This is a genomic window from Spongiactinospora gelatinilytica (assembly GCF_003236385.1).
Taxonomy (GTDB): domain Bacteria; phylum Actinomycetota; class Actinomycetes; order Streptosporangiales; family Streptosporangiaceae; genus Spongiactinospora; species Spongiactinospora gelatinilytica.
Genome location: NZ_POUA01000048.1, coordinates 1 through 22,379 on the forward strand (window position 1 = coordinate 1; position 22,379 = coordinate 22,379).

Annotated in this window: 19 protein-coding genes and 1 pseudogene; 9 read left to right on the forward strand and 11 right to left on the reverse strand. The window is 71.3% G+C overall.

All coding sequences use genetic code 11. From position 1 onward, the window contains the following. Window positions 1-74 precede the first annotated feature (74 nt). The 6 genes from C1I98_RS09045 to C1I98_RS09070 form a co-directional block, all read right to left on the reverse strand. Window positions 75-1,019: an acyl-ACP desaturase gene (locus C1I98_RS09045; RefSeq protein ID WP_111166626.1), complete on the reverse strand. Its 945-nt coding sequence runs from the start codon at window positions 1,017-1,019 to the stop codon at window positions 75-77. 88 nt (window positions 1,020-1,107) lie between these two features. Further along, a complete protein-coding gene (locus C1I98_RS09050; RefSeq protein WP_111166627.1) occupies window positions 1,108-1,752 on the reverse strand; it encodes a DUF998 domain-containing protein in 645 nt (214 codons plus the stop codon). 41 nt (window positions 1,753-1,793) lie between these two features. Then, the gene (locus C1I98_RS09055) at window positions 1,794-3,014 is read right to left on the reverse strand and encodes a glycosyltransferase (RefSeq protein ID WP_233507549.1); all 1,221 of its coding nucleotides are present in this window, start codon (window positions 3,012-3,014) and stop codon (window positions 1,794-1,796) included. Window positions 3,015-3,029: 15 nt separating this feature from the next. Next, window positions 3,030-3,839: a DMT family transporter gene (locus C1I98_RS09060; RefSeq protein WP_111166628.1), complete on the reverse strand. Its 810-nt coding sequence runs from the start codon at window positions 3,837-3,839 to the stop codon at window positions 3,030-3,032. Between the two features lie 245 nt (window positions 3,840-4,084). Beyond that, window positions 4,085-4,738, reverse strand: coding sequence for a DedA family protein (locus C1I98_RS09065; RefSeq protein ID WP_111166629.1), 654 nt, complete (start codon window positions 4,736-4,738; stop codon window positions 4,085-4,087). Between the two features lie 233 nt (window positions 4,739-4,971). After that, entirely contained in the window at window positions 4,972-5,637 is a 666-nt protein-coding gene (locus C1I98_RS09070) for a VC0807 family protein (protein WP_111166630.1), read from the reverse strand. A 280-nt stretch (window positions 5,638-5,917) separates the two neighbouring features. Here C1I98_RS09070 and C1I98_RS09075 point away from each other — a divergent pair, with 280 nt between their 5' ends. Further along, entirely contained in the window at window positions 5,918-6,334 is a 417-nt protein-coding gene (locus C1I98_RS09075; protein WP_111166631.1) for a luciferase domain-containing protein, read from the forward strand. On the opposite strand, the gene leuE is transcribed toward C1I98_RS09075, so the two are convergent. Continuing rightward, complete coding sequence (gene leuE / locus C1I98_RS09080; RefSeq protein WP_233507551.1) at window positions 6,267-6,920, reverse strand: leucine efflux protein LeuE; 654 nt, start codon at window positions 6,918-6,920, stop codon at window positions 6,267-6,269. The two genes, C1I98_RS09075 and leuE, sit on opposite strands and share 68 nt — an antisense overlap. A 296-nt stretch (window positions 6,921-7,216) precedes the next feature. Between leuE and C1I98_RS09085 the strand changes: the two genes are divergently transcribed. From C1I98_RS09085 to C1I98_RS09110, 6 genes are all read left to right on the forward strand, one after another. After that, on the forward strand, window positions 7,217-9,061 hold the full coding sequence (locus C1I98_RS09085; RefSeq protein ID WP_233507564.1) for a cellulose binding domain-containing protein: 1,845 nt from the start codon (window positions 7,217-7,219) through the stop codon (window positions 9,059-9,061). Between the two features lie 18 nt (window positions 9,062-9,079). Further along, complete coding sequence (locus C1I98_RS09090) at window positions 9,080-9,349, forward strand: carbohydrate-binding protein (protein ID WP_111166633.1); 270 nt, start codon at window positions 9,080-9,082, stop codon at window positions 9,347-9,349. A 116-nt stretch (window positions 9,350-9,465) separates the two neighbouring features. After that, window positions 9,466-11,310, forward strand: coding sequence for a chitinase (locus tag C1I98_RS09095; protein WP_111166634.1), 1,845 nt, complete (start codon window positions 9,466-9,468; stop codon window positions 11,308-11,310). Between the two features lie 265 nt (window positions 11,311-11,575). After that, complete coding sequence (locus C1I98_RS09100; protein WP_111166635.1) at window positions 11,576-11,974, forward strand: phage holin family protein; 399 nt, start codon at window positions 11,576-11,578, stop codon at window positions 11,972-11,974. Continuing rightward, complete coding sequence (locus C1I98_RS42705; RefSeq protein WP_199536817.1) at window positions 11,971-13,200, forward strand: DUF3618 domain-containing protein; 1,230 nt, start codon at window positions 11,971-11,973, stop codon at window positions 13,198-13,200. The genes C1I98_RS09100 and C1I98_RS42705 overlap by 4 nt, the downstream gene beginning before the upstream one ends. A 12-nt stretch (window positions 13,201-13,212) precedes the next feature. Beyond that, window positions 13,213-13,473 carry a DUF4235 domain-containing protein gene (locus C1I98_RS09110; RefSeq protein WP_111166636.1) on the forward strand — a complete coding sequence of 87 codons (261 nt, stop codon included), beginning with the start codon at window positions 13,213-13,215 and terminating at the stop codon, window positions 13,471-13,473. Between the two features lie 3 nt (window positions 13,474-13,476). On the opposite strand, the gene narI is transcribed toward C1I98_RS09110, so the two are convergent. Genes narI through C1I98_RS09130 form a run of 4 tightly spaced genes read right to left on the reverse strand, consistent with a single transcriptional unit; the run spans window position 13,477 to window position 19,905 of the window. After that, complete coding sequence (gene narI, locus C1I98_RS09115; protein ID WP_199536818.1) at window positions 13,477-14,202, reverse strand: respiratory nitrate reductase subunit gamma; 726 nt, start codon at window positions 14,200-14,202, stop codon at window positions 13,477-13,479. Continuing rightward, window positions 14,199-14,765: a nitrate reductase molybdenum cofactor assembly chaperone gene (gene narJ / locus C1I98_RS09120; protein WP_233507576.1), complete on the reverse strand. Its 567-nt coding sequence runs from the start codon at window positions 14,763-14,765 to the stop codon at window positions 14,199-14,201. Before narJ ends, narI begins: the two co-directional genes overlap by 4 nt. Further along, window positions 14,762-16,342: a nitrate reductase subunit beta gene (gene narH / locus C1I98_RS09125; RefSeq protein ID WP_111166638.1), complete on the reverse strand. Its 1,581-nt coding sequence runs from the start codon at window positions 16,340-16,342 to the stop codon at window positions 14,762-14,764. The genes narJ and narH overlap by 4 nt, the downstream gene beginning before the upstream one ends. Next, the gene (locus C1I98_RS09130) at window positions 16,339-19,905 is read right to left on the reverse strand and encodes a nitrate reductase subunit alpha (protein ID WP_233507578.1); all 3,567 of its coding nucleotides are present in this window, start codon (window positions 19,903-19,905) and stop codon (window positions 16,339-16,341) included. The genes narH and C1I98_RS09130 overlap by 4 nt, the downstream gene beginning before the upstream one ends. A gap of 146 nt (window positions 19,906-20,051) precedes the next feature. Here C1I98_RS09130 and C1I98_RS09135 point away from each other — a divergent pair. Continuing rightward, window positions 20,052-20,825: pseudogene (locus C1I98_RS09135) on the forward strand (MFS transporter). Window positions 20,826-20,900: 75 nt separating this feature from the next. Continuing rightward, on the forward strand, window positions 20,901-22,256 hold the full coding sequence (locus tag C1I98_RS09140) for a putative hexosyltransferase (protein ID WP_111166639.1): 1,356 nt from the start codon (window positions 20,901-20,903) through the stop codon (window positions 22,254-22,256). Window positions 22,257-22,379: the final 123 nt, after the last annotated feature.

Sequence of the window (22,379 nt, forward strand, 5' to 3'; positions counted from 1 at the left end):
CGTACGGACTGAGCGCTAGTCTCGTGGGCTCGGAGACGTGTATAAGAGACAGATGGGCGTCCGGATGGGACCGGTCAGCGGCGGCCGGCGGCCCTGGCGGCCGCGGCGGCGCGCTTGGCCTCGCGGCGCTCCACGAAGCGCGAGGCGGTGGCGTCGAGCTTCTCCAGGAACTCGGCCAGCTCCTCGCGGGCCTTCTCGCCCTCCGCGCCGAGCCCGCTCTTGTCGAACACCGCCCACTGGCGCAGCACCGGCATCAGCACGTCGTCATGGTGCAGGCGCAGGTCGTAGATGCCCTCGTGGGCGATCACCATGGCCCTGCGGGCGAAGCCGGAAAGGTCGGAGCCCGGCATCTGGAAGGTGGTGACGACGTCGGTGACGGCCCGCATGGTCTGGTCGGGGTCCAGCTCGAACGCGGCGGCCAGCAGGTTGCGGTAGAAGAGCATGTGCAGGTTCTCGTCGGCGGCGATTCGGGCGAGCAGCCGCTCGCACACGGGGTCTCCGGTCGCCTTGCCGGTGTTGCGGTGCGAGATCCGCGTGGCCAGCTCCTGGAACGACACGTACGCGAGCTGCTGGAGCATCGTGCCGTACGCGGTGGTGAACCCGTGGTTCATGTGCGCCATCCGCTCGCGCTCCAGGGCCACCGGATCGACCGCCCTGGTGACGGTCAGATAGTCGCGCAGCGCGGTGCCGTGCCGGTCTTCCTCGGCCGTCCACCGGTGCACCCAGGTCCCCCACGCGCCGTCCCTGCCGAAGGTGGTGGCGATCTCGTGGTGGTAGCTGGGCAGGTTGTCCTCGGTGAGCAGATTGACGATCAACGAGATCCTGGCCGCCTCCGGCAGTTTGGAGTCGGCCTCGGTCCACGCCTCGCCGCCGAGGACGCCGTCGAACGTGCGCCCCTCGCTCCACGGCACGTATTCGTGTGGGAACCACTCTTTGGCGACGCTGAGATGTCTGTTCAGCTCCCCGGCCACGACCGGCTCCAGCTCATGCAGCAACTCGGTCTGGGTCCACTGACGCATACCCGCTCCCTATGGCGATCTACGCTAACGTAACCTACGTTAGCGTAGCTTTCTGCGGGCTCCGATTTGCCCCCTCCTATCCGGATGCTTACCGACGCTCGCCAAGGTGCGGGATGGCCGTGGCGATCAGGAAGAGGGTCGCCATCGCGATGACCAGCAGCACCCGCTGGAGCAGGCCGTAATAGGCCGGCCCGTTGATCAGGTCCGACACGAACGAACCGGGGTGCGCGGCCAGGAACGCCGCGAGCAGGCCGGTGCACCAGATGGCCGCCACCCGCAGGTGGCGCAGCCGCGCGACGCCCCTGGCCAGCATCCAGGCCGCGCACGGCACGCCGGTGAAGACCACGGCCGAGGACCAGCGGTGGATCTCCCCGCCCATGGAGCTGACGCCCGGAGTGGGGTCGGTGGGGAAGATGGCGCTGAGCAACAGGCCGAGGGCGGCGAACGTGAGCAGGACCCTGGTCGCCGCACTGCGCGCGGGGGCCGTCTGGGCGAGCCCGTAGGTGGCCCACAGGCAGCTCATCGCCAGCAGGAGGGTGCCGGCCAGCACCGTGCCCCTGGTGGCGTCGTTGAGCGCGTAGTCACTGATCAGGCCGGTGAGCGGGCTGACGCCCACCGACGGGGTGAGGTGGGTGTAGGCCATCGCGACCAGGGCCAGCACCGGCCCGGCGGCGGCCGGCCACGACCACAGACGGACCGATGAGGCGGACGACGTGGGCTGGGTGTCCCGCACCTTTCGCGGTGCGGGAGAAGCGGATGAGGTGGGCAAAGCGCTCAACGGGTCACACTCGCGTAGATCTGCTCGAATCTTGCCAATGAGGTCTGGTGGTCGTGGGTCATCGCGATCGCCCGGCTGGCCCGGCCCATCTCCGCGCGCATCGCATCGTCGGTGAGCAGCCTGGTCAGGTGCGCGCCCAGTTCGTGTACGTCGCCGGGCTGGAACAGGAAGCCGTTCTGGCCGGGGATCGCCAGGTGCGGCAGGGCCATCGCGTCGGCGGCCACCACCGGCAGCCCGGTGGCCATCGCCTCCAGGGTCGCGATGCTCTGCAGCTCGGCGATGCTCGGCATGGCGAAGACGTCGGCCGCCGCGAACGTCTGCGGCATCGCCTGGTCCGGCACGAAGCCCAGGAAGCGCACCCGGTCGCCGACCCCGATCCGGGCGGCCAGCCGTTCCAGGTGCTCGCGCCGGTTGCCCCGGCCGACGAACGCGATCTGCGCGTCGGTCTCGTTGAGCACGAACGGCAGCGCCCGCACCAGGTCGTCCAGCCGCTTCTCCTCGTCCAGGCGGCCCACGAAAAGGATCGTCGGGCGCTCCGGCAGGCTGATCGACTTCCGCGCCCAGGACTTGGGCTCGGCGAACGGATGGAACCTGGTCAGGTCGATGCCACAGGAGACCGGCTCCACCTCCCCGGGAAAGCCCTGCCGGGACAGCAGCTCGGCGGCGATCCTGGTCGGGGTGGTGACGTGGTCGGCGCGGGAGAAGATCCGGTTGAGGTCGCGCCAGGCGATCCGGCCCACCCGGCCGCGCAGCTTCGTGGGGATGTGCGCGAACTGGAAGAGGTTGTCCGGCATGAAGTGGTTGGTGGCGACGACGGGCACCCCGGCGCGGCGGGCCGCCCCGATGGCCGCCCGGCCCACCACGAAGTGGCCCTGGGCGTGTACCACGTCGGGCCGGAGTTCGGCGACCAGCCGGTCCAGGCGGCGCGGCAGCGACACGCGCATCGTGGGGTGGACCGGAAGCGGGGCCGAGCGCAGCCGGTGCTCGCAGGTGCCGTCCACGACCAGCCTGGCCGCCGGGCCTTCCGTGGACGGGCACGCGATGTGCACCTCGTTGCCCCGCTCGGCCAGGCCGGTCGCCAGCCGGCCGGTGAAGTAGGAGGTGCCGTTCACATCGGGCGGGTAGGTGTCGGTGGCGATCAGCACGCGCAGCGGCCGCGCCGGGGCGGACTGGGCGGCGGTCCGTGCGTTCATGTCGGCGGGCAGGGGCAGGGCCATCTCAGATCTCCAAGGTCAGTGGGACAGGGGGGTGGTACGTGCGAGGGCGACGGTGCCCACGCAGGCGAGCCCCGCCGCGCCGACCGCGACGGCCACGCCGCCGGGCCCGACCGGGAGGGGTTCGCCGAGCAGCAGGGCGCCGAACGCCACGGCGGTCAGCGGGTCGGCCACCTGGAGCGAGGCGAACGACACTCCGAAGTGGCCCGCCGCGTAGGCGCGTTGCAGCAGCATCAGCGCGACGAGCGCGGGCACCGGGATCAGCAGGATGAGCCAGATCTCCCAGGTGCCCTTCACCAGCACCCGGGTGAGCGTGGCGGTCGCGCCGTAGAGGACGCCCGAACCGGCGGCGAGCAGGCCCGCGCGCAGGGACGGCGCGGCGACCCTGGAGCCCGCCCACAGCAGGAGCGCGGCGATCCCGGTGACCGTCAGCAAGGTCGCGGTCTCGCTGCCGTTGAGCGTCGGGGCGTTCCAGGTCGGCGGCACGATGAGCACCAGGCCGGCCAGCCCGGCGCTCACCGTCGCGGCGGCCAGTATCTCGGCGCCCGCGGGTCTGCGGCCCATCATCGCGGCCGAGATGGGCAGCGCGAACAGCAGGCTCGCCACGCCCATCGGCTGGACCACGGTGAGCGGCCCGAGGCTGAGGGCGACGATGTGCAGCGCGCCTCCGGTGACGATCGACAGGCCGCCGAGCAGCCACCGGGGACGGCGGACGAGCCGCAGCAGCGCGTGGTCGGCCGTGCGAACGGCCTCCACCTGCTGAAGCGCGGCGCCGAGTGCGAAGAACAGGGCGCCGAGCAAGGCAACGCCGGCGGCGACCACGGTCATGCGCACTCCTTTCACCTGCATGAAGACATGGCGAGATGGCCGGGACGCCTCACATGGGCGTCCGGTTACGAACATTTGGCAGACTTGCCGTCACCGCGCCGGCCCACACGTGCCACCGCCCGTGATGAAACGCTCACTCTCAGCGTCGCGGATCGGCACGCGTCAAGCCATAGGGGACAACCCTGAAACCTCCGGGAAAACCCTGAGGGCCGCCCAGGGGTGATCTCGGACGGCCGGGGGAGTGATCAGCCCTGCGGCCTCGTCAACTCGGTCTCGGGCTCGCCCTTCAGGTCCTTGCCGGAGTTCTTGCGCTTGCGGACGTAACGGGTGACCTCGACCACGACGGTGATGGTGAGCGCGATCCCCAGGCCGAGCAGCAGGCCCTTGAAGGGGTCGTTCTCGAAGGCCATGCCGCCCAGGTAACCGATCAGCACGGAGTAGATCGCCCAGGAGCCGGCGGCCAGCGTGTCGAAGAAGGAGAACGAGCGCAGCGGGTAGCCGACGGTGCCCATGCTGATCGTGGTCGCGGTGCGCCCGCCGGGGATGTAGCGGGCCACCACGAGCACCAGCCCGCCCCGCTCGGCCAGGGCCCGTTCCGCCCAGTCGAACGCCTTGGCCCGCGCGGTCCCCGGCCGTAGCCGTGCCCGTAGCCGTACGCCCCCGGTACGCCCGATCAGGTAGGACACGTGGTCTCCGGCGAACGCGCCCAGCATGGCCGCCACCGCCACCCCGAAGACGTTGGGCTCCCCGGAGACGGCGAAGACGCCCGCGGTGATGACCGCCGTCTCACTCGGCACCGCGGGGAAGAAGCCGTCGATCATCGCCACGGCGAACAGGGCGACATAGACCCATGGTGAGGTCATCACCTGATGGAGGAAGTTGAGGATGGCATCAGACATGGTCAGCAGGTCTCCGGATCGTGGGCGGGTCGGGCGCCACTAGAACCCTCTCGCGGTGGGGTGCCCGGGGCCATCAGGGATCGCCCCCTGATGCCCGGGCGGCATCCCCGACATCGGGTCAGGGAATCCCCGATGAAGACGCTACGTACCCGTGCCCGCCCGCGCATCGCCCCTTCGTCCACGGCTTCCCGTGCTTCTCTATGACTTTTGGATGATGTGACGGAAGTGGTCAGTCATGTGGTGATCGCGGCCTTGGCGGGCGTCTCGTTGTGCAACCGGCGCAGCAGGCGGCGGAAGGCGTGTACCGAGACCCAGACGGCGGTGCCGCTGATCGCCGCGACGATGGCCGTGCGCACCAGCAGGTAGTCGGCCACCGACTGCGCGGGCAACTGCTCCCTGACCAGCAGCCAGATGCTCACGGTGGAGTTGGCCAGCAGTACGAAGGCCCACAGCAGGGTGATCCTGGCGAAGAACCGCCTGACCCGCTCGTGCCTGAGCACGGCGGAGGGCAGGTGGATGTAGTCGAGCGTGAGCTTCTGCACCAGCGGCCTGCGCAGGCGGACCGAGGCCAGGAAGACCATGCTGACGCAGATCGTGCCGACCTCCGGTTGCAGGAAGTAGACGACCGGGCTGCCGGTCCACAGTGCGAGCAGCGCCCTGCCGGTGATCGCGATGGCGGCCACGATCATCGTGGCGGGCACCCGGCGGCGGCGGATCAGCCGCCACACCACCCCCGCGTACACCCACGCAGTCGCGGCGGCCAGCGCGCCGGTGAACCCCAGCAGCGCCAGCGCCGCGTAGAAGACGGCCAGCGGGGCGACGACGCCTTCCAGGAGCCGGGGCGCGGCCTGCCGCGCCAGGGACGTCAGACGGGGCAGGGTGACGTGGGACTGGGTCAAGGGTCGCTCCGTAGGTCGGCCCGCGCGGCGGCGGCATGGGCCCGGAAACTACCCGGAGAGCCCGCGGTCAGTCATCCCGGAAGATCTCGCCGGGGTTACGGCAGGATAACGTTATTGTGCGAAAAGCGCACTGGTGGCCAACCGTACCTGACCGGAACCGGCCGCACCCCCGGTCCCGGCGAACCCATATGGGTCCGTGGAAAGTGCCGAGCCGCCGGCCGTATAACGGTTCGGAAACAGGTGCTATCCGGATGGCCGCAAGTCCGGGAACATTCGGTTCATGGCCGTGCTCGCCCGTGCCGAAGGCACCCCGTCCGAGTACGCGGCCTTGGTGGCCGCGCGGCTCACCGTATGGTCCGATCTCACCCCGAAGCGCACCTGGCGCGGTCTCGAATTCCGGGTGAACGGCAGGCGGATCGTCAGGATGAGCAAGGGCCGCACCGCCGAGTTACGGCTGACCGCCCCCGTGATCGACCGCTGGGAGTCCGTGCTCACCGGATGCGAGCAGGTGAGCGCCGGGGAGCGGGACGGCTGGATCACCGTGCGCATCGCCAACCGCACCGACGCGGAGTTGTTCCTGGCGCTGGTCAGCGTGGCGCTCAAGGCCACGCTCAAGAGCCCCGCGGCGGCTAGCCGAGGCTCGAAGTGGCGAGCCGTGCGCCGAATGCGACGAACACCGCGCCCACCCCGGCCGTGAGCCCGGCCGTCAGCCTGCGCCTGCGCCGGAACTGCGCCGACAGGACGGTCCCGCTGAAGATCAACGTGGACAGGTAGAGTGCGCTGAAGAACTGGCAGATCGCGCCGAGGACCAAGAACGACAGCGCGGGCGTGCCGTAGGACGGGTCCACGAACTGGATGAAGAACGACACGAAGAACAAGATCGCTTTCGGGTTGAGCAGGCTGATCGCGAACGCCTTGGCGAACGGCCGGTGGGCCGGTTCGCGGCCGAGCCGCTCCGAGGCCGTGTCGTCCTGCCGGCCGCGCCAGGCGCCCCACGCCGCGCGCACCATCGCGAACCCGATCCAGGCGAGGTAGCCCGCCCCGGCGTACTTCACGATCGCGAACAGCACCGGATTGGACCTCAGCAGCGAGGCGACCCCTGCCGCGGCCAGCACCATCAGCACCGTGTCGCCGAGGAAGACCCCGAACGCCGCCCGGTAGCCGGCCCGCACGCCGCGCTGGGCGGCGGTGGTGAGCACGAACACCGAGTTGGGGCCGGGGAGCAGGATGATCAGGAACGCGCCGACGACGTAAGTCCAGATGTCGGTGATGCCGAGGAACACCAGATTAGGGTAAACCCTTCGCGGCATTTACGGCTTCTGTGGAGCGCGCCAACTGTCCGTAACCTCCGGTCTCACCGCGCGTTCCGCTCCGTTTTGGGCCTTGTAAGGCGGGGGAGTCAGAGCTACGATCCCTCTAACTCTTAGGAAACTTTCCTAAAAGATGGCCCGTGACCAGTGAAGTCGGCGAGAACAGAGCCGTTCGACGCGACCCGCTTCCGCGCACCACGCGCATTCACGCACCCCCCACCATGCTGCCTTCATCCCCCAAGCACGCTCCACACACACGCTGAGGCTCCATGCGAAACACGCGCACTCTCATTTCGGTCGCCATCGCGGTGCTCATGGCCGCGACCTCCCTGCTGCTCACGCCGGGTCCCGCCGCGGCGGCCGCCGCCACGGCCACGTTCACCAAGGCGGCGAGCTGGGGCTCCGGGTTCGAGGGCCGGTTCACGATCACCAATGGCGGTACCACCCCCCTCAACGGGTGGGAGATCGCCTTGGACATGCCCTCGGGCGCCGCGATCAGCTCCTCCTGGGACGCGCTGATGTCCAGAAACGGGCAGCGGTACGTGTTCAAGAACGTCGGATGGAACGGCAACCTCGCCCCCGGCGCCACGGTCAACTTCGGCTTCATCGGCACACCGGGCTCGGCCGAGCCGTCCAACTGCACGCTCAACGGCAACCCCTGCGGCGACGCCCAAGTGCCCGTACCGGGCAAGCCCGGCGCGCCCACGGTGAGCGGTGTGACCGGCGACTCCATCTCCCTCTCCTGGAGGGCGTCCTCAGGGACCGTGACCGGCTACCGCGTCTATGAGGGCACGGCGGTCAGGGCGACGGGCAGCGGCACCACCGCCACCATCGGCTCGCTCGGCTCCTGCGAGACGCACACCTACACCGTCAAGGCGTACAACTCCGCGGGCGAGTCCCCGGCCAGCGAGCCGGTCACCGGCTCCACCGCCGGCTGCACCGGCGGCGTGCCCGGCAAGGTCGGCGCGGTCACCGCGAGCGACGTCACCTCCACCAGCGCGACCCTGAAGTGGCCCGCCGCCTCGGGGACGGTCACCGGGTACCGCGTCTACCAGGGCGGCACGCTCAAGGCCACCGTCAACGCCACCACCGCCACCGTCAGCGGCCTCACCGCCTGCACCACCCACTCCTTCACCGTCAGGGCCTACAACGACAGCGGGGAGGGCCCGGCCAGCGACCCCGCCTCCGTGGTCACCGGCGGATGCGACACCGGCCCGCTGCCCAAGCACTTCCTCACCGGCTACTGGCACAACTTCGTCAACCCGGCCGTGGAGATGAAACTCGGGGCCACGCCCAACGAGTACGACCTGATCGCGGTGGCCTTCGCCGAGGCGACCTCGACGCCGGGACGGCTCGACTTCAAGCTCGACCCCGCGCTCGCCACCGCGGTCGGCGGCTACACCGAGGCCGAGTTCAAGTCCGACATCGCGGCCCTGCACTCCAGGGGCAAGAAGGTCATCTTGTCCGTCGGCGGCGAACTGGGCCGGGTCCAGGTCGGCAGCGGCCAGGCGGCCGCCGCGTTCGCCGACAGCGCGTACGCCCTGATGCAGGAGTACGGCTTCGACGGCGTGGACATCGACCTGGAGAACGGCCTCAACGCCACCTACATGGCCCAGGCCCTGCGCCAGCTCCGCGCCAAGGCGGGCAGCGACCTGATCATCACGATGGCCCCGCAGACCATCGACATGCAGTCGACCGGCATGGGCTACTTCCAGCTCGCGCTGTCCATCAAGGACATCCTCACGGTCGTCAACATGCAGTACTACAACTCCGGCTCGATGCTCGGCTGCGACAAGAACGCGGCCTACAGCCAGGGCACCGTCAACTTCATGACCGCGCTGGCCTGCATCCAGCTCGAGAACGGCCTGCGGCCCGACCAGGTCGCCCTCGGCCTGCCGGCGGGCGCCGGCGCGGCCGGCGGCGGGGTCGTCCAGCCGTCGATGGTCAACCAGGCCCTGACCTGCCTGGCCCGCGGCACCAACTGCGGCAGCTTCGTGCCGCCGCGCACCTACCCGGGCATCCGCGGCGCGATGACCTGGTCCATCAACTGGGACGCCTCGCACAACTGGAACTTCTCCAAGACCGTAAAGCCGCACCTCGCAACCCTGCCCTAGGGATAGAGGAGACACCCCATGAAGATCCGGCACACGGCGATCTCGTTGCTCACGGGCATCGCCCTCGCGGGCGGCGCGTACGTCGCGACCGCCGCCCCCGCGGGCGCGTTCGTCCAGACGGGCGCGGTGGTCCACGCGTCCTACGGGGAATGGACGCCCGGAAAGCACTACAAGCCGCCGTTCTGCAGGATCGTCTACGGCGGTGTCGAACATGTGTGCGTGGTGGAGCACACGGCGTGGCCGGGCTTCGAGCCGTCGAACGTGCCCGCGCTGTGGAGGCGTGTCTGACCTTGCCCGACCGGCGGCGGTAGCCCTCCGCCGCCCTCCGTAAGCCGGTACGGCTCGCGCCCGGTCCCCCCAACGGGCGCGGGCCGTACCCATTCCCCCCGCGAAGAGGTTCCCCGATGAGGTCGAGTCCGAGACTCCGCTTCCCCCGTCTCCTGGCCGCGCTCGCCGTACTGGCCGCCGGCGCCGGCGTGGCGTCCGTCCCCGCCCAGGCCCAGGCCGCCGCCAACATCGTCACCAACCCAGGCTTCGAGTCAGGGCTGGCGGGCTGGACCTGCTCGGCCGGCTCGGGCGCCCAGGCCGTCTCCTCGCCGGTCCACGGCGGCGCGGCGGCGCTCCAGGCCACCGCCGCCGGAGCCGATCTGGCCCGCTGCGAGCAGAAGATCAGCGTAAAGCCGTCCTCGTCCTACACGCTGTCGGCGTGGGTGCGCGGCGGTTACGTCTTCCTCGGCGCGACCGGCACCGGCACCACGGACGTGAGCACCTGGGCCTCCTCGTCCTCGGCCTACACCCAGCTCAGCCGCACCTTCACCACCGGCGCCTCGACCACCTCGGTCACCGTCCACCTCAACAGCTGGTACGGCCAGGGCGCCTACCAGGCCGACGACATCGTGCTCGACGGCCCGCCCGGCGACGGCGGCCCGGTGGACACCGAGCCCCCGACCGTTCCCGGCGGCCTGACCGTCGGCGGCGCGACCGCGAGTTCGCTGGCGCTGAGCTGGACCGCCTCCACCGACAACTCCGGCTCCGTCGCCCGCTACGAGGTGTCGCGGGACAACGGCGCCCCGGCCGACGCGGGCGCGGGAACCTCCTACACCGCGACCGGCCTGGCCGCCAAGACCGGCTACGGCTTCCGGGTGCGCGCCTGCGACGCCGCGGGCAACTGCTCGGCCTACAGCTCCTCGGTGAGCGGCACCACCAAGGAGGGCGGCGGCAACGACGGGCAGCTCCCCAAGCGGGTGCTGGTCGGCTACCTGCACGCGTCGTTCGCCAACGGCTCGGGATACCTGCGCATGCGCGACGTCCCCGCCGAATGGGACATCATCAACCTCGCCTTCGGCGAGCCGACCTCGGTGACCTCCGGCGACATCCGCTTCCGGCAGTGTCCCGTCGCCGAGTGCGCCAACGTCGAGCCCGAGGCGGAGTTCATCGCGGGAATCCGCGAGAAGCAGGCCGCGGGCAAGAAGGTGCTGATCTCCATCGGCGGCCAGAACGGGCAGGTCCAGCTCACCAGCGCCGCCGCCCGCGACAAGTTCGTGGAGTCGGTCGCGGCCATCATCGACAAGTACGGCCTGGACGGGCTCGACATCGACTTCGAGGGCCACTCCCTCTACTTCAACCGGGGCGACACCGACTTCAAGAACCCCACCACCCCGGTGATCGTCAACCTGATCTCGGCGCTGAAGACCCTCAAGGCCCGTTACGGCGCGAAGTTCGTGCTCACCATGGCCCCCGAGACGTTCTTCGTGCAGCTCGGCTACCAGTTCTACGGCGGGGGCCAGACCGGCGCCGACAACCGGGCCGGGTCGTACCTGCCGGTCATCTACGCCATGCGCGACGCCCTCACGCTGCTGCACGTCCAGGACTACAACTCCGGGCCGATCACGGGTCTGGACAACCAGTACCACACCATGGGCACCCACGACTTCCACGTGGCGATGACCGACATGCTGCTCGCCGGGTTCCCGGTGGCCGGTGGTGGCGGCATGTTCCCGGCGCTGCGTCAGGACCAGGTCGCCTTCGGCCTGCCCGCCGCGCAGTACGCCGGCAACGGCTACACCACCGTCGCCGAGGTGCAGAAGGCCGTGGACTGCCTGGCCCGCGGCACCAACTGCGGCCCCTATCGCCCGCGCGGGGTGTACCCCGGGCTGCGCGGCCTGATGACCTGGTCGATCAACTGGGACAAGTACAACAACTTCGAGTTCTCCAAGAACCACCGCAGGCACCTCGACTCCCTCCCTTAGGTCCTGCCTGGCGCGGTTCCACGGCTGCACAGCCAGGTGGAGCCGCGCCGCCGAAGTCCCGCCGTGTCCCCGCGCCGTCTCCCTTCCCGGCGCGGGGCCGGCGTTCTTCGTTTTGGCGGGCTTCTTTTCGCCGGGCTTTCCGCCGTCGCCCCCGCCCGCCGGAAGCCCCCGGCGGGCGCGCCGGGGTTTAGCCCGCACGCTGGGGGAACGGGCAGTTACCAGGCGTCCGGGCCACCGGTGAGGATCGGCAGGGAGTTGATCGGCCATGACGACGGTGCAGCAGCAGCAGCCGACCGGCGAGCTGGTCAAGCAGGCCGCCCAGCAGGTCTCCGACCTGATGCGCGCGGAACTGCGGCTGGCGGTCGCCGAGATCAAGGACAAGGGCCGCAGCGCCGGGATCGGCGCCGGGCTGCTCAGCGGCGCCGGCGTGGCCGCCCTGTACGGCGGGGCGGCACTGCTGGCCGCAGTGATCGCCGCGCTCGCGCTGGTGATGCCGGTGTGGCTCGCGGCGCTGATCGTGGCGGTGGTGCTGTTCGTAGTCGCGGGCGTGCTCGGACTGCTCGGCCGGAACCGGGTGAACCGGGCGTCGCCGCCGCTGCCCAGCCAGGCGATGCGGACCACCAGGCAGGATGTCGCGGAGATCAAAGCGAGGGCACACCGATGACCTCAGACAAGTCGCACCGCGCACGCGGGGCGGAGACGCCCGAACAGTTGCGCGCCGAGATCGCACGCGCCCGGGAGAACCTGGGAGAGACCGTGGCGGCACTGGCCGCCAAGGCCGACGTCAAGTCCAGGGCCAAGGACAAGGCCGGACGTGTGAAGGCCGGGGCCGCAGCCAAGGCCCAGCGGGTGCTGCACGTCACCAGGGACCGCGCGGAGGAGACGGGCGGCAAGGCCCGGCAGCGGGCCGATCAGATCGCAGAGGACATCCGTCCCACGGAGGGCACGGTGTCGGATGGCGCGGGCACGGGGCTCACCGAGCCGGTCGCGGGCACGTACGACACGCGTACGCCCATGCGGCGGGCCACGCCCATCCTGGCGTTCACGGTGGGCGCGGCGGTGGCCGCCGCCATCGTGTGGGCCCGCCGTCGCGGGTCCGGCGCGTCCGGATGGCGCGGCCGCCAGAGCGGCGGGGCCCTGTCCGCCTTCCGCCACCGCCTGGCCGCCGGCACGAGCCATACGGCGGGGCGAAAGCACACCCTCGCCTCCCGCGCCAGGGAGGCCACGGGGATCGGCCGCCCCCGCGGCACCGGAATGCTGAACCGCGCCAAGGAGGCCACGGCCATCGGGCGGGCCCGGGGCACCGGAATGCCGGACCGGGCCAAGGAGGCCGCCGCCGTCGGCCGGGCCCGAGGCGAGGGGATGCTGGACCGCGCGCAGGAGGCCGTGGCCGCCGGGCAGGCCAAGGGCGCCGGTATGACCGGACGGATGAAGGAGATTGGGGAGGCCGGCCGGGCGCGGGGGATCGACGCCTGGAAACGCGCGAAGGAGGCGGGGGCGATGGGAACCGGGAGCATGTCACGGGTCAGGGGCGCCGGGGCCAAGGGACGCGCCAGAGGCGCGGGGTGCATCGCCCGGACCAGGCGGTGGACCGCCCGTACCAGCCCATTCGGGCGGACCCGGAGAACCGGTCCCTTCGGGCGGAAGGCCCGCAAGCGGGCCGGCGGCGGCGGCGGGGGAGGCTTCCCGGCCGCGGTCACCGCGACCCTGCTCGCGCTGCTCGTGATCGGCCGCCTGCGCCGCCGCCGCCACGCGTACGACGCCGGCCCGGCGATCGAGGAGACGGCCTACGAGCACCGCGCCGCACGCCACCGCCGCAGGCACCGGCACGGCCGGATACCGGAACAGCAGACGACCGGCCCGTGGAGCCGGCCGCCCGCCGTCGGCTGAAAGGCCACCGCCATGATGGGCAAACTGCTTTCCGCGCTCGCCGGGATGGCCAGTGGCCTGGTCTCGGGCCTGCTGTTCAAGCAGGTGTGGAAGCTGACCGCCGGTGAGTCCGACGCCCCGGTGGCCGCCGACCTGGACCGGCGGTGGCGCGAGGTGATGATCGCCGCCGCCGTCCAGGGAGCGATCTTCGGCCTGGTCAAGGCCGCCACCCAGCGGGCCGCCGCGCGGTCGGCCCACCACCGGCCGCCCCGCCCCAGGCCCGGCGCCGCCTGAGCGCTACCACCCGCGCGGCGCGCGCCGGGTCAGCGGCGGCCCGCCCGTCGCCGAACGCGAGCGGTAGACGATGTAGGGCCGGAACGGATAGGTCAGCGGCGCGGCGAACGCGTGTACCAGCCGGGTGAACGGGAAGATCGCCAACAGCAGCATGCCGATCGCCGTGTGCAGCCGGTACGGCCACGGCGCGGCCGTGATCGCCGCCGCGTCCGGCTGGAACACGAAGATCCCGCGAAACCACGGAGAGACCGTGTGCCGATAGTCGTGCTCACCGAACGCGCTGGTCAGCAGCGTGGTGAGCAGCCCGGCCAGGATGGCGGCGGTGAGCACGACGTACATCGCCTTGTCGTTGGCGGTGGTGGCCATGAACACCGGCCCGGTCGTCCGCCTGCGGTAGATCAGCAGCGCGATGCCCGCCAGCGTGCAGGTGCCCGCGATCGCGCCGACCACCAGAGCCGACATGTGGTACATCGACTCGGTGATCCCCATCGCGCGCGTCCAGTGCTCGGGGATCAGCAGCCCCACCACGTGCCCCACGATCACGAACAGCAGCCCGAAGTGGAACACGGGGCTGGCGATGCGCAGCAACTGGTGCTCGTACAACTGCGACGAGCGCGTGGTCCAGCCGAAGCGGTCATAGCGGAACCGCCACACCAGCCCGAGCGCGAAGATCAGCAGCGTCAGGTAGGGCGTCACGATCCACAGCGCCGTCTCGGCCCAGCCGCTCACGACGTCACCCCCACCCGCTCGGCGGGCGGGCCGCTCGCGCGCAGCTCCGCGGCCCGCTCCCGCTCGCGTTTCGTCATCCGCGGCAGGGTCGCGCACACCGCGTCCACCACCCACGCGTACGGCGAGCCGCAGTCCCGCAGCGCCGTGCGCAGCAGTTCCAGGCCCGCCCGGTGCCCGCGCAGCACCGGCTCGCCGCCCACCGGATCCAGCGCCGCGAACTCCAGCACCACCGGCAGGAAGTCGGGCGGCTCGCCGCCGGTCAGCTCCCACCCGCGCGAGCGGTAGCGGACCTTCAGCCGGGCCAGCGACGCCCCCCGCCGCCGGGTGTCGCCGTCGGCGTAGTAGGTCAGGTACAGGCAGCAGCGGCGGCGCAGGTCGAAGGTGTCCACGTAGTGCGCGGCCAGGGCCAGCGGCGGTTGTTCGGCGGCGTGGCGGGCGAAGCGCCGCAGTGGGCGGCACAGCGGCGGCAGCGCCCGCACCCGCTCGGCGAACCCCTCGCCGGGGTAGCCGAGCAGCACCGACGACGCCTGCCACACCAGCCGGGCGTTCACCCCGCCTCTCACCCTGCCCCCTTGCCGTCCCAGTTGAGCGGGTCGGGCCCGATCGTCTCGCTGGTCTGGCGGCGGCGCAGGCCGTGGAAGCTCTCGATGGAGACCGGCACCGGCCGCCCGGACGCCTCCCCGAACGCCCCGGACCCCATGCCCGGACCGCCGTCGTAGTCCAGGCTGCACCCGGCCTCCTCCACCGGCCCGCGCGCCTCGTAGGTGGTCGGGATCACGTAACGCTCGTCGTAGCGGGCCAGGGCCAGCAGCCGGTACATCGCCTCGATGTCACCCGCCGTCAGCCCGCACTCCGCGGCGATCGACGGATCGGGCTCCTCGCCCAGGTTGACCGCCCGCATGTGCGAGCGCAGCGCGGCCAGCCTGCGCAGCGCCAGCCGTACCGGCTCCGGGTCGCCCGCCGTGAACAGCCCCGCCAGGTAGGAGACCGGGATGCGAAGGGCCTCGATCGCGCCGAACAGGTTGCCGCCGTGCTCGCCGTCGTGCCCGCTGCCCGCCACGGCGTCCACCACGGGCGAAAGCGGCGGGATGTACCAGACCATCGGCATCGTCCGATACTCCGGATGCAGCGGCAGCGCCAGCCTCCAGCGCACGATCAGGTCGCGGACCGGCGACCGCCGCGCCGCCTCCAGCCACGATTCCGGGATGCCCGCCTCCCGCGCCGCCGCGGCGACCTCCGGATCCGAAGGGTCCAGGAACAGCGAGAGCTGCGCCCGGTACAGGTCGTGCTCGCGCGGCGCGGCAGCCGCCGCGGCCACTCGGTCGGCGTCGTAGAGCAGCACCCCGAGGTAGCGCAGCCGCCCCACGCACGTCTCTGAGCACACGGTCGGCAGCCCCACCTCGACCCGCGGGAAGCAGAACGTGCACTTCTCCGCCTTGCCGGTCTTGTGGTTGAAATAGATCTTCTTGTACGGGCAGCCGGTCACGCACATCCGCCACCCCCGGCAGCGGTCCTGGTCCACCAGCACGATCCCGTCCTCCGACCGCTTGTAGAGCGCCCCGGAGGGGCAGGAGGCCACGCACGACGGGTTGAGGCAGTGCTCGCAGATCCGCGGCAGGAAGAACATGAACGCCTGCTCGAAGGAGAGCCGGACCTGGTCCGACACCTCGGCGAGCACCGGATCGGGCGAGGGGTCGCCGCCCAGGCTGTCGTCCCAGTTGGCGCCCCACCGCACCTGCGTCGGTTCGCCGGTGAGCAGCGAGCGCGGGGCGGCCACCGGACTGTGCTCCGACAGCGGAGCGGTGGTCAGCGTCTCGTAGTCGTAGGTCCAGGGCTCGTAGTAGTCCTGGATGGAGGGCATCAGCGGGCTGGCGAAGATGCCCAGCATCCGGCGCAGCCGCCCGCCCGCCTTCGGCCGCAGCCGGCCCTTGGCGTCCAGCTCCCAGCCCCCGCGCCAGCGCCGCTGGTCCTCATACCGCCGGGGGTAGCCCTGCCCCGGGCGGGTCTCAACGTTGTTGAACCAGACGTACTCGACCCCCGGCCGGTTGGTCCAGGTCTGTTTGCAGGTGACGGAACAGGTGTGACAGCCGATGCACTTGTCCAGGTTCATCACCATGGCGACCTGCGGCATCACCCTCATCGGTACCGCACCTCCTGTGAGCGGCGGCGGATCAGGGTGATCTCGTCGCGCTGGTTGCCGGTCGGGCCGAAGTAGTTGAAGCCGAAGCTGAGCTGGGCGTGGCCGCCGATCAGGTGGGTGGGCTTGACCAGCAGCCTGGTCAGGGAGTTGTGGATGCCGCCGCGCCGGCCGTTGGTCTCGCTGAGCGGCACGTCCACCACGCGTTCCTGCACGTGGTACATGTAGACCGTGCCGCGTGGCATCTTCAGCGACACCACCGCCCTGGCCACCACCACGCCGTTGCGGTTGACCGCCTCCACCCACTCGTTGTCGGTCACCCCGATCGCCGCCGCGTCCCCCGGTGACATCCAGATCGTCGGCCCGCCCCGGGACAGCGTGAGCATCAGCAGGTTGTCCTGGTATTCGGAGTGGATCGACCACTTGGAGTGCGGGGTCAGGTAGCGCACCAGCAGCCCCTCGCCCGAGCCCGCCTCGCCGAGCGCGGCCAGGTCGAGCGGCGGACGGTAGATCGGCAGCGCCTCGCCGTACTCCCGCATCCACTCGTGGTCGAGGAAGAAGTGCATCCGGCCGGTGAGGGTGTGCCACGGCTTGCCGTTCTCGACGTTGACGGTGAACGGCGCGTACCGCCGGTCGTGCGCCTCCTTGCCCGACCACTCCGGGCTGGCCCCGACGGGCGCGGGACGCGCCTGTGTGTCGGCGAAGGTCACCCGCGTCTCGCCGGAGGCCAGCCCGTGCAGGTCGACTCCGGTGCGCTCGCTGAGCTGGGCGAAGCCTTGCGCGGCCAGCCGCCCGTTGGTGGTGCCGGACAGCGCGAGGATCGTCTCGCAGGCCGCGGCGTCGGTGTCGAGCAGCGGACGCCCGCGCGCCGCCCCCTCTGCCGCGACCCCGTTGCGGCGGCCCAGCCAGGCGACCTCCTCGCCGGGCTGGAACGTCACCCCCTTCACCGGGATCCCGGCCCCCTCGGTGAGCGGCCCGAGCGCGGCGAGCTTGGCCGCGACCGCCCCGTAGTCGCGCTCCACGATGGCGAACCCGCCGCGCCCGCGGCCCTCCTCCCCATCGCTGAAGGCCCCCAGCTCGCTGGGCGTGTCGTGCTGGTACGGCACCGCCACCACGTCCCTGCGCACCCCGAGCCGGTCGGCGGCCAGCTCACTGAACGCCGCCGCGATGGCGTGGAAGGCGGCGAAGTCGGTGCGCGCCTGCCAGGGCGGGCTGATCGCCGGATTGAACGCGTGCACGAACGGATGCATGTCGGTGGAGGACAGGTCGTGTTTTTCGTACCAGGTGGCGGCGGGCAGCACGACGTCGGAGTAGAGCGTCGTCGAGGTCATCCGGAAGTCCAGTGACAGCAGCAGGTCCAGCTTGCCGCGCGGCGCGGTCTCGTCCGGCTCGGGCAGGCCGGAGCCCGCCCCCAGCAGGTGCTCGAGGAAGTACTCGTTGCCCTTGCCCGAGGAGCCGAGCACGTTGGCCCGCCACACGGTGAGCACCCTCGGCCAGTTGCGCGGGTCGTCGGGGTCGTCGCACGCGTAGCGCAGCCGCCCGGCGCCCAGCTCCGCCAGGGTGTACCCCACCGGGTCGTCGGCCGCCCCCAGGTCGAGCGGGTTGCGGTCGAACATCGGCGCCATCGGCATCCACGACCGGCGCACCGCCCGCCCGACCAACTCGGCGGTGTGCCGCCCGGCGAACAGCCCGCGCGCCAGCGGCGAGGCGAGCCGCCCCGCGTCGAACAGGTCATATCGCCACTGGTCGGTGTGCAGGTAGAAGTAGGGGGTGGCCGGGATCTGCCGGGGCGGCCTGCCCCAGTCCAGCGCGCCCGCCAGCAGCGACCATCCGGCGAACGGCCGGCACTTCTCCTGCCCCACGTAGTGCGCCCAGCCGCCGCCGTTGACGCCCTGGCAGCCGGTGAGCATGGTCAGCGCCAGGAACGCCCGGTACATCGTGTCGCCGTGGAACCACTGGCACGTCCCCGCGCCCAGGATGATCATGCAGCGGCCGCCGGTCCGCTCGGCCGTCTCGGCGAACTCCCTGGCGATCCGCGCGGCCCGCGCCGCCGGCACCCCGGTGATCGCCTCCTGCCACGCGGGGGTGCAGGGCTGGCCGGGGTCGTCGTACCCCGCGGGCCACACCCCCGGAAGCCCCGGCCTGGACACGCCGTACTGCGCGAGGAGCAGGTCGAAGACCGTGGTGACGGTGTGCGCGCCGACCTGGGTCACCGGAACCCCGCGGCGCAGCGCGGTGGGCTCGCCGTCGAAGCGGGGCAGCAGCACCTCGGCGGTGCGGGCGTGCTCGCCGTACAGGGAAAGGAGGGGATCGGTGGGCAGGTCGAGGTTCCAGCGGCCCTTGCCGGACTCGGTCCAGCGGAAACCGGCCGAGCCGCCCGGCACCACCGGCCGCCCGCCCCGGCCCAGCAGCACCGTCTTGCACGCCGCGCCCTCCCCGCCGTCGCCCAGATCGGCCGCGGTGAGGAACCGGCCGGGCACGTAGCCGTCGCTCTCCCGGTGCAGCGTGACCAGGAACGGCAGGTCGGTGAACCGCTTGACGTGATCGACGAACCGCGGCGTCGGCCGGTCGACGAAGAACTCCCGCAGCACCACGTGCCCCATCGCCATGCCCAGCGCCCCGTCGGTGCCCGGGCGCGCGGGCAGCCACTCGTCGGCGAACTTGACGGCGTCGGAGTAGTCCGGGCTGATCACCACGACCTTCTGGCCCCGGTAGCGGGCCTCGGCCATGAAGTGCGCGTCGGGGGTGCGGGTGACCGGGACGTTGGAGCCCCACAGCATCAGGTAGGCCGCGTCGACCCAGTCGGCCGACTCCGGCACGTCGGTCTGGTCGCCGAACACCTGCGGGGAGGCCACCGGCAGGTCGGCGTACCAGTCGTAGAACGACAGCATCGCCCCGCCGAGCAGGGAGACGAACCGGGCGCCCACCGCCTGGGAGACCATGGACATCGCGGGGATGGGGGAGAACCCGGCGATCCGGTCGGGGCCGTAGGCGGCGATCGTGTGGACGTGCGCGGCGGCGACGATCTCGACGGCCTCCTCCCAGGTGACGCGGATCAGCCCGGCCTTGCCCCTGGCCCGCTGGTATCGGGCGCGTTTGGCGGCGTCTGTGGTGATCTCCGCCCAGGCCGCCACCGGGTCGCCCAGCCGGACCTTGGCCTCGCGGTACATCTCCACCAGCACGCCCCTGGCGTAGGGGTAGCGGACCCGTGTGGGCGAGTAGGTGTACCAGGAGAAGGCCGCGCCGCGCGGGCAGCCGCGCGGCTCGTACTCCGGCCGGTCAGGCCCGACGCTCGGATAGTCGGTCTCCTGGGTCTCCCAGGTGATGATGCCGTCCTTGACGTAGACCTTCCACGAGCACGAACCCGTGCAGTTCACCCCATGGGTGGAACGCACCACCTTGTCGTGGCTCCACCGGTCGCGGTAGAAGGCATCGCCCTCCCGCCCGCCGGCCTTGAAGACGGTGTGCAGGTCGGGGCTCGTCGTGGCCCTGGTGAAGAACCGCCCGGTACGCACCAGCAGTTCCTCGATCGGGCCGGCCTTCGGGTCTCCCTCGACATCCGCCACACATGCCTCCCATAGCCCCGTTGCGCGATCAGTTCATCACATAGCGTTACGATCTGCTGTATCGGGTAACGGCATGTCGCAACATCAGTGGCCTTTCCAGTGCCCTTTTCCGGGGGCCTTTCGGAGGGTCTTTCGGGGGGATCGCCATGCAGCAGCGGCCGGATCGGCGCGGCGCCGCGCGCAACCTCGCGCTGGCCACCGCGCCTTCGCGCTGACCTTCTGGGCATGGAACCTCATCGGCCCGCTGTCGGCCGGGTACGGCCGGCGGCTCGGCCTGCCCCAGACCCAGCTCTCCGCGCTCGTCGCCGTCCCCGTGCTGGTCGGCTCGCTCGGCCGCATCCCTGCCGGGGTGCTCACCGGCAGGTACGGCGGGCGGCTGATGTTCGCCGCCATCTGCTTCGTCTCGATCGTCCCCGTACTGTTCGTCGGCTGGTCCGCGTCCTTCCCGGCCCTGCTGGTGTGGGGGGTTCCCGCTCGGCGTGGCCGGCACGTCGTTCGCCGTCGGCATCCCCTTCGTCAACGCCTGGTACCGCCCGGAGCGCCGCGGCTTCGCCACCGGCGTGTTCGGCGCGGGCATGGGCGGCACCGCGCTGTCGACCTCCCTCACGCCGCGGCTGACCGGGTGGATCGGCCGGGGCTGGACGCACATGCTGATGGCGCTCTTCCTCGGGCTCGGCGCTGGCGGCGTTTTCGCGCTCGTCGCGGGGGTCGTCGAGCAGGCCAAGGTCGGCACCGTCACCGGCCTGGTCGGCGCGGCAGGCGGGCTCGGCGGATACTTTCCGCCGATCGTGATGGGAGCGGTGTTCGCGGCCACCGGGGCGTATACCATCGGATACCTGCTGCTGGCGATCACGGCCCTGGTCGCCCTCGCGTATACATGGGTGGCCTTCCATACCCGCGAACCTGCTCATCGGCTGTGAATTCGGCGCCGATCCACGCTGTTTCGCGACTCAAGTGGCTGCCAGGGGGTCAGGTCCGGCAGGCTATGGAGGGTCATGGACTACGCAATTCTCACGGGGGCGGTCCTCGTCACGGGGGTCGTGCTCGCGATCGTCGCCCAGTGGCGCAAGTGGCGGCCCTCGCTGCTCGTCGTGCTCGCCATCGGCATCGGCTTCCGCGTGCTGATCATGGCGACGTCGGCCATCGACACCTGGCAGCCGGTCGACTTCGTCAACAGCTTCAAACCGGCGGGCGAGGCCGTGCTCAACCGCCAGGACCCGGTGCTCGGCAGCAACGGTGGCTGGCACTTCCTGCCCACCATCCCCTATGTCTACGGGCTGCTGCTGTGGCTGGGCATCCCGTGGGAGTTCGCCGGGCGGCTGGTCACCGTCGTGGCCGACATCGTGCTGATCCCGCTGGTCGGCAAGCTGGCGGGCGGGGAGAAGGCGTCGCTGCGCGCGTTCCAGTACGCCTGTAACCCGCTGGGCATCCTGGTGGCCTCGGTACACGGCCAGGTGGAGCCGGTCGCGCTGGTGTTCGGCGTGGCCGCGTTCGTCGTCGCCCGCGGGCCGGGCGACCCCGACCGCGAGGGCCTGAGCGCGAGCTTCACCGACTTCTACCACCGCGGCCGGGCCATGCTGGCCGAAAAGGGACTCGGCGGCTCGCTGCGGATCGTGCTGGCCCCGCATCCGGGCGCGAACCGCAGGGCCGTCTACGCCGGCCTGCTGATGGGCCTGGCGCTGTGCGCCAAGAGCTGGCCCATCTGGCTGATCCCCGGCATGCTGCTGCTCCTGCCCGGCGTCCGCGCCCGCATCATCGCGCTGGTCTGCACCGGCATCCCGCCGTTGTTCTTCCTGGTCACCCTGCCGATCTTCGCGGGCACCTCGCTGAGCCAACTGCCCGAGGTCATCCGCGTCATCCAGGACATCCGGCCGATCGTCGGCGAATGGGGCTACAGCGCGATCATCCACGAGGGGTTCTGGACCCTCGACCCGCCTCTCGCCAAGTTCGGCACGTATCTGATCTACGTCACCGTGGTGCTGGTCTGCCTGCTGTGGCGCAGGGCCGACCCGGTCGACCTGACCACCGCGATCCTGCTGGCGTTCATGGTCGTCACCCCCCGGCTCGGCGCTCAGTACCTGCTGTGGTTCATGCCGTTCCTGGTCGCCCGACCCACGAGGTTCGCGTGGCCGGCGATCATCGGCGCGTCGCTGTGGGCGGCCATCGGCTATGCCTGGCTCACCCAGTGGACCGCCGCCGAATGGTCGCTGCGCCACTCGCCGTGGGCGATGAGCTCCATCGTGCTGCTGCCGATCCTGGTCGCCGCGATGCCCTGGGCCCGCCGCCACGCATGGCGCAGACGGGCCGCCGGCGCGACGGAAGGCCCGCACACGTCGGTCGCGACGCCCTAGCCGGGCGGCGTCCGTGGCGAACCGGTCACGATCACCGCACGGTGCAGGTCGATGCCGGTGAAGCGCTGGTCGCTGTCCCACCACCGGCGTTCCACGCGTCCGATTCTTGCAAGACGAGCGGGG